An 11,626-nucleotide genomic window follows, 5' to 3' on the forward strand; every position below is an offset into this window, starting at 1 on the left:
CCGCAAGGCCTGTTCGCCCACCCGACGTTCACCGAGCCGCACGACCACCGCCCCGGGAGGCACCCTTTGCACCGCCGCACGCGCACCCGCACCACACTCCTCCTCTCCGCCGGGCTGCTCGCCGCGGCCCCCCTGCTCACCGCGTGCGGCAGCGACGCGCACCCCGGCGCGGCAGCCCTCGTGGGCGGCGAGCGCATCGAGGTGTCCACCCTCCAGGGACAGGTCAGGGACGTACGCGCGGCGCAGGCGAAGACCCCGCAGGGCGCCCAGCTGGTCAGCAACACCGGACAGCTGGGGCGCGCCAAGCTGCACGGCATCATCTTCGCGAAGGTCGTGGAACGGGCGGCCCAGGACGCGGGCCTCACCGTCACCCGCAAGGAGATCCAGGACGCACGCGCCGCCGCCGCCGGGTACGAGGGCGGCGAGGACAAGGTCGCGGCGAAGCTGCTCGGCCAGGGGTACGCCCCCGACCAGATCGACCAGGCACTGCGCCAGGAGATCCTGCTGGGCAAGCTCGCCGCCGCGAACCAGGCGGACCTGGCCAGCCCCCAGGGACAGCAGAAGGTCACCGAGGTGCTGGCCAAGGCGTCCAAGGCCCTCAAGATCGACGTCAACCCCCGCTTCGGGGCCTGGAACGACGACCAGATCGGCCTCGCCGCGTACCGCACGCCGTGGATCACCCAGAAGACGAAGAGCACGGACGCGGAGGCCGGCGGACAGCCGGAGCAGCAGATGCAGTAGGGCACCCCGGCGCGCACCGCGCCCCTGAGCACGCCAGGGGCGCGGGGAACCGCGCGACCGGCCCCCGCCGCACCCGTACCTCCCCGCCCACCCCCGCAGGACCAGGGGCGCCGTCCGCGGAACGCCGGGGCACCGTCCGCGGAACGGGCGAGGGGCGGGCGGGGGACCAGCGCCGCGGCCAGGCCCACCCACGAGTACCGTCGACCCGTGACCACCGAGACCCCCGACGCCCCCGGCCGCATCGTCCTGCTCACCGCCAGCCACCGGGTCGCCCCCGGCCTGCTGTCCTGGCCCGCCTGGCAGACCCTGCGCTCCGCGGACCGCGTCCTGTGCGCCGACGAACAGCACCCCCAGCTGCCCTACCTGCACGAGGCGGGCGTCACCGTCGAGCACGGCACCCCGGCCGCCGACGAACTCGTCGCCTACTGCGCGGGCGGCCGGACCGCGGTCGTCCTGCCCTCCGGCGAGAGCGACCAGCGCCTCACCGACGGCCTCGCCCGCCTCGCGGGCTCCAACCGCGTGCAGATGCCCGACCTGGAACTGCTCCCCGGCTCCTACGACCTGCCCGGCGCCCGCCTCCTCGACCTGGTCCACGTCATGGACCGGATCCGCCGCGAGTGCCCCTGGTCCTCCCAGCAGACCCACAAGGGCCTCGCCAAGTACGGCATCGAGGAGGCGTACGAACTCGTCGAGGCCATCGAGACCGAGGACCGCACCGAACTCCGCGAGGAGCTGGGCGACGTACTCCTCCAGGTCGTCTTCCACGCCCGCATCGCCCAGGAGGCCTCCGGCGAGGAGGGCGACGAGCCCTTCTCCATCGACGACGTCGCCGCCACGCTCATCGACAAGCTCATCCACCGCCACCCGCACGTCTTCGGCGACGAGAGCGCCGAGACCCCCGAGGACGTGAAGGCGCACTGGATGCGCACCAAGGCCGTCGAGAAGCAGCGCGACTCGGTCACCGACGGCGTCCCGCTCACCCAGCCCGCCCTCGCCCTCGCCGCGAAACTCTCCTCGCGGGCCCGGTCCGGCGGCCTCGACGTACCCCTGCCCACCGGCGACGGCGGCATCGGATACGAACTGCTGTCCCTCGCGTCCCGCGCGGAAGCGGCGGGCGTCGACCCCGAGACCGCGCTGCGCGCCGCGTCGCGCGCCTACCGTGACGCCATCGTCGCCACCGAGAGGGGCGCAGCTCACTAGGGTGTCGACAGGGCCGTTCGACATGTCTGGGGGCTTGTGTGGCAACAGAGCTGGAAGAGCTGGCGGACCTGATGGAGCAGGCGACGCACGCCGCCCACTGGATCGAGATCCGCCTGGCCGTCCGCGAGGTCGTCTACCGCAGACACGGGTGCGACTTCCGGCAGGGCTGGCTCGACCTGTGCACCCTCGGCGGCAAGGACGGTACGAGCGCGAAACGCTGGGAGCCGTGGCTGGCCGTGCTCGACGAGGCCGACCCCGAGGGCACCACGGAAATGCGGCGGCTCCTGCGGGGTTTCGGACTCCACTCCCTCCACAGCGCGGGCCCCATACCCGACCTCCCCGCGCGCGGTCCCTCCTGCGAGCTCCCCGCTCCCGGCCCCTCCTGCGACCTCCCGCCGCGCGCCCCCTCCGGCGAGCCCCCGGCGGGGAAGGACAGCGGCGGCCCCGGGGAGAAGGCCGGGCGCACCGCCGGGGCCGGCTCCGTCACCCGGGTCGGGAACGACATGGTCCTGGCCCGCGGCAACATCATCGTCAGCCGGGGCCCGGTCGGCGGCGTCCAGCTCATCAACTACGGCGGCCACGACCGCCCCCGGTCCGTCCTGCCGGCCCCGCGGGGCTGGGTCCCCGCCCCCGAGGCCAGCCTCGCCGAGTACGGGGTGCGCCCGGCCCGGCGCGTACCCGGGCTGCCGGAGGTACTGCCGTACGTGGAGCGCGACTGCGACTCCGAACTCGCCGCCCAACTCGCCGGCCCCGGCCTCGTACTGGTCCTCGCCGAGCCGCTGTCCGGCACCTCGCACACCGCCTGGCGGGCGGTGACCCGGATGACGGGACACTGGATCTGCGCGCCCGACCCCGGCACCGACCTGCGCACCCTCCCGGCCCTCGTCGAGGAGTTCCAGAAGCAGGGGACGGACACCGGCAAGTGCCTCCTGTGGCTCGACGGACTCAAGGGCCACCGCGGTACGGGCGGCCTCGAACCACGCCTGCTGGGGCGGCTGACCGACCTCGAAGTCACGGTGCTGGCCACCATGAGAACGGGCGAATACCGCAAGAGCCGTACCGACCGCGTGGTCGCCACGGCCCGCACGGTCGAGGTCGGCCGGCAGTGGAGCGCGGCCGAACTGTCCCGGCTGAAGGAGTCCGCCGACGCCGACCCCCGGCTGGCCGCCGCGTACGACCGCACCGAGGGCGAGGGCGTCGTCGCCCACCTCGCCTTCGGACACCTGCTGGCCGAGGAGTGGCAGGACCCCGAGACCCCGGCCGCCCACCCGCGCGGCCACCTGCTGGTCCGGGCCGCCCTCGACCTCGCCCGCTGCGGAGTGCGCCAGGCGGTGCCGGTGCGGCTGCTGCGGCGGATGCACGAGGAGGCGTACGGGGTCGGGGCCGACGAACTGTCGGCGGAGACGTTCGAAGAGGCCCTCGACTGGGCGACCCGCGACCACTTCCGGATCCGCGGACTCGGCATGCTCGTCCACGACGAGGAACCGGAGGCCTGGCGGGTGCACAGCGCACTGGGGGCCGACCCGTGCCCGCCGACGGCGACCGAACCGGTGTGGGCCTGGCTCGTCGACCGGATGACCGAGGCGGACGGGGTCGACCCGGCCCCGGTGCGGGAACGGTACTGCGACGAACTGCTCCAGGACGCGACGGACGGCGACGTCGGCGCCATGATCAGAATCGCGGAACTCCGCAGCAGGCTGGGCGCACTCCCCGAAGCCCTGCGCTGGTACCGCGGCGCGGCGGACGCCGGGAGCCCGGAGGCGGCGGCCAGGGCCGGCGAACTCCTCTTCGAGGCGGCGGACTTCGGCACCGACACCATCGGCTACCTGGAACAGGCCGCCCGCGCCGGCCACCCGGCCTCGGCCGCTCTCCTCTCCCAGGTGCACCTGGAACGCGCGAGGCACTGGTTCGCGGTCGCCGGGAAAACGGGGGACAACGGGGCCGCGTTCCGGCCGGCCCTCCAGATCCTCGGCGTCCGCAGCGCCACGGAAGGGGTGCGGCAGCTGAGCCGCGCCGCCGACGAGGGCGACCAGGACGCCGCCCGGACACTGGCCGAACTGCGCTCCGCACTGACCGACGCCCGGCCCGTCCCCCCGGCCGCCGAGATGTGAACCCCGCCTCTACCACGCCCCGCCCCGGGCAGGCAATCGCAGTCGCCGGGGCCTCGACGCGGCCCCGCCCGGGGAGCGACGGTGGAAGCGGCGACCGGCCGCCGGCCACCGCCGTCCCCCGCCCGCGTCGCGGCGTCGCCCGGACGGACGGGTCTCAGTAATGTGGCGGCGGAGCCGTACGAGAGGTGTGGGGGCTTACGTGGCAACGCAGTTGGACGATCTCGCGGACCTGCTGGCGCACGCGGCGGGCACCGCCGGGTGGGAGCGGATCCGCAGCCGGATCGAGGCCGCGGTCGCACCGAAGTACACCGCCGGGGACCTGGCCCTGCTCGTCGAGGACGACGGCGGCGACCGGACCGCCACCCGCGCGCAGTGGCGCGGCTGGCTGACCCGCCTCGAAGCGGCCGACCCCGCGGGCGTCACGGAGATCCACCGCATCCTGACCCCCGCCGACCCCGACGGCACGGCCGAGGACCGCACCCGCGCCGCCCCCCGCACCATCGACAGCATCCGCAACACCCTCTCCGACACCACCGTCAACGAAGCGGTGAGCCAGTACGGCTACGTCGGCTCCGTCCACCACCACCGGTACGTCACCGGCGACAACGTCGAAGTCACCGGCAACACCGTCCACGGCGACATGATCGGCTTCCAGAACACCACCAACACCACGAACCACTACGGCGGTTCACCGCCCGCCGCGCACGACTGGCGACCGGTGCGCGAGGTCGGCCCGGCCGAGTTCGGCGTACGGCCCGGCCGCCGCGTCGCCGGACTGCCCGTCGTACCGGCGTACGTCGCACGCGACCACGACGCCGAACTCGCCGACCGGCTGGCGCACCCCGGCTTCGTCCTGCTCCTCGCCGACCCGCTCTCCGGCACGTCGCACACCGTCTGGAACGCGGTGACCCGGCTGGACGGACGCCGGCTGTACACCCCCGGCCCCGGCACCGACCTGCGCGCCCTGCCCGCACTCCTCGCCGACGAACCGGGCGTCTACCGCACGCACCGCGCGGCGGCCACCGGCGACGGGAGCGGCCGGTACGTCCTGTGGCTCGACGCGCTCCACGACCACTACGACCCCCTCGGCCGGCGCGACGGCAGGCGCGGCCTGGACGCCGCCCTGCTCGGCCGCCTCCACGCCCAGGGCGTCGTGGTCCTCGCCACCATGACCGCCGCCGAGTACCGCGAACTGCGCACCGACCGCCTGGTCGCGACGGCCGACACGGTGCGGGTCCCGCACCGGTGGAGCACCGCCGAGCACCACCGGATGCGGCGGACCCACGACCCGCGCCTGTTCGAGGCCGCCGACCTCTCCGGACACGAGGGAGCCGCCGCGTACCTGGCCCTCGGCCACCACCTGCGCGACGAACTGAACGACCCCGGCACCCGCACCGCGCACCCGCGCGGCCACCGCCTGGTGCGCACCGCCGTCGACCTCGCCCGCTGCGGAGTGCGCGAGGCGGTCTCCGAGGACCTCCTCAAGCGCCTGCACGAACGCCACGACGACGAACCCGGGCCCGCCACCGGCCCCCGCCCGGCACCCCAGGAGACCTTCGACGAAGCCCGCCACTGGGCCACCCGCTTCTCCTTCGGGGTGGCCGGCCTGAGCCTGCTCGTACCGGGCACCGAGCGCGGCACCTGGCGGGTCCACGGCGCCCTGACCACCGATCTCCCCGCCGCCCCCGACGACCTGTGGCTGCGCACCATCGAGGAGGCGACCTGGGAGGACGGCGTCGACATGGACGCCCTGGTGGGCCGGTACTGCGCGGTGCTGCGCCCGAGGGCGGGAGCGGGGGACGTGCACAGCATGGTCAAGCTGGGCGCCCTGCTGGACGACCGGACGGAGGCCGCCCACTGGTACCGCAGGGCTGCCGACGCGGGAAACGCCGAGGCCGCGGCGGCACTCGGCGACCTGATGCTCATCCAGCACCGGTGGACGGAGGCGATCACCTGCCTGGAGGCCGCCGTGGAAGCGGGCCACAAGGAATCCGCCCGCCTGCTCGGCCGCGTCCTCCAGCGCCGCGCCGAACACTGGCTCGGCGTCGCGGCCGACGCCGGCGACAGCGACGCGGCACTCCTGCTGGCCCGCATGAGAGTGGGCGCCGGCCGCACCGACGAGGAGATCAGACTGCTCAACGAAACACTCGAACGCCGGGACCACGACCCCACGTCCCCCCACGACCTCGGCAACCCGGGGCGAGGGGGCGCAGGCTAACGTCGAGGAGTGAGCACAGCACCCCCCGCAGGCCCCGTCCCCGATCCCGCGCCCGAACTCTTCACCTGGGAGTTCGCCACCGATCCCTACCCCGCCTACGCCTGGCTCCGGGAGCACTCGCCGGTGCACCGCACCCGGTTGCCCAGCGGGGTCGAGGCCTGGCTGGTGACGCGGTACGCGGATGCCCGGCAGGCGCTCGCGGACCAGCGGCTCAGCAAGAACCCGGTGCACCACGCGGAGTCGGCGCACGCCAAGGGGAAGACCGGGATCCCCGGCGAGCGCAGTGCCGACCTGATGACGCATCTGCTGAACATCGACCCGCCGGACCACACCCGGCTGCGGCGGCTGGTGTCCAAGGCGTTCACGCCGCGCACCGTCGCCGAATTCGCGCCCCGGGTGCAGGAGCTGACCGACCGGCTCATCGACGGCTTCCAGGAGAAGGGGAGCGCCGACCTCATCCACGAGTTCGCGTTCCCGCTGCCCATCTACGCGATCTGCGACCTGCTCGGCGTTCCGCGCGAGGACCAGGACGACTTCCGGGACTGGGCGGGCATGATGATCCGGCACGGCGGCGGGCCGCGCGGCGGAGTGGCGCGGTCGGTCAAGAAGATCCGGGCGTACCTCGTCGAGCTGATCCACCGCAAGCGCGAGGACCTCGGCGACGACCTCATCTCCAACCTCATCCGGGCCAGCGACCACGGCGAGCACCTGACGGAGAACGAGGCCGCCGCCATGGCGTTCATCATTCTTTTCGCCGGCTTCGAGACCACCATCAATCTCATCGGCAACGGGACGTACGCACTGCTGCGCAACCCGGTGCAGCGCGCGCGTCTGCAGGAGGCACTGGCCGCGGGCGACAGGGAACTGCTCGCCACCGGAGTCGAGGAACTGCTGCGCTACGACGGCCCGGTGGAGCTGGCCACCTGGCGGTACGCGACCCAGGAGCTGACGCTCGGCGGGCAGCGCATCGAGAGCGGCGACCCGGTGCTCGTGGTCCTCGCGGCGGCCGACCGGGACCCGGAGCGGTTCCAGGATCCGGACAACCTCGATCTCGGCCGTCGGGACAACCAGCACCTCGGCTACGGCCACGGCATCCACTACTGCCTCGGTGCACCACTCGCCAGACTCGAAGCCCAGACAGCACTCGCGACCCTGCTGACCCGCTGTCCTGACCTGCGACTCGCGGCGGAACCTGACGATTTGCGCTGGCGCGGGGGCCTCATCATGCGCGGACTGCGCACGCTCCCGGTCGAGTTCGGCGACGGGCCGGAGCGCACCGGAACTGACGCTTCCTCAGCACTGTGACCTTCGCGTGATCTGCACTGCATCGACTTGTGACGGGTGTTCGAGTACGGCTACGTTCACGGGCGACTCGGCAGTGGTGGTCGGAAGCCGAGTCGTCGTCAGCTGAAAGGCAACCACATGCGTTCCGGGAACGGTCGGCACCGTCGTCCGCGTCAGGCACCCGCTCTCATCGTCGCGGCCGGGGTGACCGGGTCCGCCATCGCGATTCCGCTGCTCGGCGCGACCAGCGCCGGAGCGGCGGAGGCGGGTACGTGGGACCGGGTCGCCGAGTGCGAGAGCGGCGGCATGTGGAGTGCCGACCTGGGCAACGGGTTCTACGGCGGGCTCCAGTTCTCGCAGGAGAAGTGGGACCAGTACGGGGGCGCGGACTACGCGGAGCGCCCCGACCTCGCGAGCCGTTCCCAGCAGATCCGGATCGCGAACAAGGTGCTCGCGGCCGAGGGGCCGCAGGCCTGGCCGAGCTGTGCGGTCATATCCGGGCTCGCCCCGGGCGGCGGTTCCGGGAGCGGTGCGGGCTCCGGGGGAGTGGACGCGGCCGACCCCGGTACGGACACGCCCGCGCAGCCGAAGCCGCCGGCCGGCTCCGTGCAGCCCGACACGCCGGATTCCCAGACGGACCGGGACATCCCGGACAGCGGGCCGGAGTCAGGGACGCCGTCCGGCTCCACCGGGGGCCAGGTGCCGGGCAGCAGCACCGACCCGGCCCAGCCGACCCCCGGCACCAGCGTCGGCCCGAGCACGGGCCCGAGCACCGGTCCCGGCGCGAAGCCGACCGTCCCCGGTACGGACCCGAGCGCCGATCCGAGTGCGGACCCGGGCGCGGACCCGACGGCCGAGCGGCCCGCTCCTGGGGCGACGACGCCCGGTACCACCACTCCGGGCGGCGGCAAGCACCGCGGCACCCCCGCCCCGGAGAACTCCCTTCCCGGTGCGGACGGTTCGCAGGACCCCTCCACGGGCCCCGTCACCGACCCGTCGGCCGATCCGACGGTCCCGCCCGCGGCCGATGAGCGCGAGTCCGGCCGGCATGCCTCCCGCGGGGGCGGCAAGTCGCCCGACGGGCCCGCCGCGGACGACACGTACACCGTGCGTCCCGGGGACAACCTCTGGCACATCGCCGACGAGGCGAAGCTGCCCGGCGGGTGGCCGGCGCTCTACGAGGCGAACAAGACCTCCCTCGGTGACGACCCGGACCTCATCCGCCCTGGCCAGCACCTCGAACTGGGCGAGAAATAACCGGGAAACCATCACATTTCACGGGCAGTTAGGGAGTGAATGTCCGGTTCTGCGCGAGTGAGACATGAGTCTCTTCGCCCCAACTGGCGTGTCCCTTCCGGCAGCTCCTCCTGCGCCCCTTCTGACCTGCGTAAACGAGGGTTCCGGAAGGGCAAGGAGGGGTGAGATGTCCCCGATGTTCCTCTTTGAACATCGGGGACTCCTGTGTTTACGGTCGTCCTCGCTCGCCACCGGTGAGCACCGGAGCCCGTCACGCCGAATCCTGCCGGCGGGTCCCGGGAGCAGTCGTCGCGTACAGCGCCGTAGGCAGGAGCGGGGGACCCAAGGTAAGTGCCGGGCCCGGACGTTGAGAGACGTACGGAAACGGCTTGGGGTGAAGTCGCCGAGCGGAACGCAGCCTTCAGGGATGCGGACCGGAAGGGCGGCCGGGCGAACTCACAGCCCGAACCCGACAGCTCACCTCGAAGGCGTCGGTGAGGAGACATCCATGTCGCTTTTCAGCAAGGGCAAGCACCGCCGTCCGTCCAAGGCCACTCGCGTCGCCGCCTACGCCGGCGTCGCCGGTGTCGCGGTCGCCGCCCCGCTGATGGGGGCCACCTCGGCCTCCGCCGCCTCCGTCGACACCTGGGACGCCGTCGCCCAGTGCGAGTCCGGCGGCAACTGGTCCATCAACACCGGCAACGGCTACTACGGCGGTCTGCAGTTCTCGCAGTCCTCCTGGGCCGCCGCGGGCGGCACCCAGTACGCCCCGCGCGCCGACCAGGCCTCCAAGGGCCAGCAGATAGCCACCGCCGAGCGGCTGCTCGACATGCAGGGTCCGGGTGCCTGGGCCTGCGCCGGTGCCGGCAACCTGAGCAACGACGGTGTCGACCCGGGCGTGGGCACCGGTGCGAAGTCCGCCCCGAAGCAGCAGAAGCAGCAGCGCTCCGAGGCCCCCGCCGCGTCCCGCAGCGAGGCCCGTCAGGCCCCGAAGGCCGAGCGGTCCGCGCCGAAGGCGGCCCCCAAGGCCGCCCCGAAGGCCGCCGCCCCGATCAAGAAGGGTGACGGCGAGTACAAGGTCAAGTCCGGCGACACCCTCGCCAAGATCGCCGAGGCCCACAAGGTCAAGGGCGGCTGGCAGCACATCATGGACCTGAATGAGGGAGTCGTCACCGATGCCGACCTCATCTTCCCGGGTCAGCAGCTCCACCTGAGCTGACCCCGCACGGGGGCGGTGGCCCACCCCCGCCGCCCCCCTGCCGGGACCCCGGTCTGGCGCGACTTCCCCCCGTATGCGCCCGGCCGGGGTCTTTTGCGTATGCACACAGAGTGAACCGCGGCGTAACGTTCCGTCGCTCCGTGAGGGTCTTTCGTCCTGTAATACAGGCATTCGGGCATCTTTTCGTCCCAGCGGGCGGTCGATCGGCTGGCCGATGCCCGTGGGCCGGTTAGGCTCTTGTCGCAAGGCAAAAGTGACCCTGCACCCCTAGCGTCACATTCCATAAGGAGATGCTCGTGCCGTCCATCGACGTCGTCGTAGCCCGGGAAATCCTGGACTCCCGAGGCAACCCCACGGTCGAGGTCGAGGTCGGCCTCGACGACGGCAGCACGGGTCGTGCTGCTGTTCCGTCCGGCGCCTCGACCGGTGCCTTCGAGGCCATCGAGCTCCGCGACGGTGACCCGAACCGCTACCTCGGCAAGGGTGTCGAGAAGGCCGTCCTCGCCGTCATCGAGCAGATCGGCCCGGAGCTCGTCGGCTACGACGCGACCGAGCAGCGCCTGATCGACCAGGCGATGTTCGACCTCGACGCCACCGAGAACAAGGGCTCGCTGGGCGCCAACGCGATCCTGGGCGTCTCGCTCGCCGTCGCGCACGCCGCCTCCGAGGCCAGCGACCTGCCGCTGTTCCGCTACCTCGGCGGTCCGAACGCGCACCTGCTGCCCGTCCCGATGATGAACATCCTCAACGGTGGGTCGCACGCCGACTCCAACGTCGACATCCAGGAGTTCATGATCGCCCCGATCGGCGCGGAGTCCTTCTCCGAGGCCCTTCGCTGGGGCGCCGAGGTCTACCACACCCTCAAGAAGGTCCTGCACACCAAGGGCCTGTCCACGGGCCTGGGCGACGAGGGCGGCTTCGCGCCGAACCTGGAGTCCAACCGCGCCGCGCTCGACCTCATCGTCGAGGCCATCAAGCAGGCCGGTTACGTGCCCGGCGAGCAGATCGCGCTCGCGCTCGACGTCGCCGCGTCCGAGTTCTACAAGGACGGCAAGTACGAGTTCGAGGGCAAGTCCCGCTCGGCCGCCGAGATGACCGAGTACTACGAGGAGCTCGTCTCCGCGTACCCGCTGGTCTCCATCGAGGACCCGCTGTACGAGGACGACTGGGCCGGCTGGAAGGTCATCACCGACAAGCTGGGCGCCAAGGTCCAGATCGTCGGCGACGACCTCTTCGTCACCAACCCGGAGCGCCTGGCCCGCGGCATCGAGGAGGGCTCGGCCAACGCCCTGCTCGTCAAGGTGAACCAGATCGGTTCGCTCACCGAGACGCTGGACGCCGTCGAGCTGGCCCAGCGCAACGGCTTCAAGTGCATGATGAGCCACCGTTCCGGCGAGACCGAGGACGTCACCATCGCCGACCTCGCCGTCGCGGTGAACTGCGGCCAGATCAAGACCGGCGCCCCGGCCCGCTCGGACCGCGTCGCCAAGTACAACCAGCTGCTGCGCATCGAGGAGATCCTCGACGACGCCGCGGTGTACGCGGGCCGCAGCGCCTTCCCGCGGTTTCGCTCCGCGAACCAGTAGGCACAGCGCTCCGCGAACCAGTAGGCACAGC

Annotated in this window: 8 protein-coding genes and 1 riboswitch; all 8 genes read left to right on the forward strand. The window is 72.6% G+C overall.

Features of this window, described 5'->3' with window-relative positions; all coding sequences use genetic code 11:
- Nucleotides 1-66 precede the first annotated feature (66 nt).
- The 8 genes from ACFYVL_RS11575 (at nt 67) to eno (ending at nt 11,595) form a co-directional block, all read left to right on the forward strand.
- Nucleotides 67-741: a SurA N-terminal domain-containing protein gene (locus tag ACFYVL_RS11575; RefSeq protein ID WP_389243252.1), complete on the forward strand. Its 675-nt coding sequence runs from the start codon at nt 67-69 to the stop codon at nt 739-741.
- Between the two features lie 207 nt (nt 742-948).
- Nucleotides 949-1,941: a nucleoside triphosphate pyrophosphohydrolase gene (locus ACFYVL_RS11580; RefSeq protein WP_389243254.1), complete on the forward strand. Its 993-nt coding sequence runs from the start codon at nt 949-951 to the stop codon at nt 1,939-1,941.
- 38 nt (nt 1,942-1,979) lie between these two features.
- Complete coding sequence (locus tag ACFYVL_RS11585; protein ID WP_389243256.1) at nt 1,980-4,052, forward strand: tetratricopeptide repeat protein; 2,073 nt, start codon at nt 1,980-1,982, stop codon at nt 4,050-4,052.
- A gap of 199 nt (nt 4,053-4,251) precedes the next feature.
- Complete coding sequence (locus ACFYVL_RS11590; protein WP_389243257.1) at nt 4,252-6,270, forward strand: hypothetical protein; 2,019 nt, start codon at nt 4,252-4,254, stop codon at nt 6,268-6,270.
- A gap of 9 nt (nt 6,271-6,279) precedes the next feature.
- Nucleotides 6,280-7,575, forward strand: coding sequence for a cytochrome P450 (locus ACFYVL_RS11595; RefSeq protein ID WP_389243259.1), 1,296 nt, complete (start codon nt 6,280-6,282; stop codon nt 7,573-7,575).
- A gap of 117 nt (nt 7,576-7,692) precedes the next feature.
- On the forward strand, nt 7,693-8,811 hold the full coding sequence (locus tag ACFYVL_RS11600; RefSeq protein WP_389243261.1) for a transglycosylase family protein: 1,119 nt from the start codon (nt 7,693-7,695) through the stop codon (nt 8,809-8,811).
- A 288-nt stretch (nt 8,812-9,099) separates the two neighbouring features.
- Nucleotides 9,100-9,296: riboswitch (cyclic di-AMP (ydaO/yuaA leader) on the forward strand.
- Nucleotides 9,297-9,298: 2 nt separating this feature from the next.
- Complete coding sequence (locus tag ACFYVL_RS11605; protein WP_389243264.1) at nt 9,299-10,009, forward strand: transglycosylase family protein; 711 nt, start codon at nt 9,299-9,301, stop codon at nt 10,007-10,009.
- 290 nt (nt 10,010-10,299) lie between these two features.
- Nucleotides 10,300-11,595, forward strand: coding sequence for a phosphopyruvate hydratase (gene eno, locus ACFYVL_RS11610; RefSeq protein ID WP_389243266.1), 1,296 nt, complete (start codon nt 10,300-10,302; stop codon nt 11,593-11,595).
- Nucleotides 11,596-11,626: the final 31 nt, after the last annotated feature.

It is taken from the genome of Streptomyces sp. NPDC004111, assembly GCF_042874215.1.
Lineage (GTDB): Bacteria > Actinomycetota > Actinomycetes > Streptomycetales > Streptomycetaceae > Streptomyces.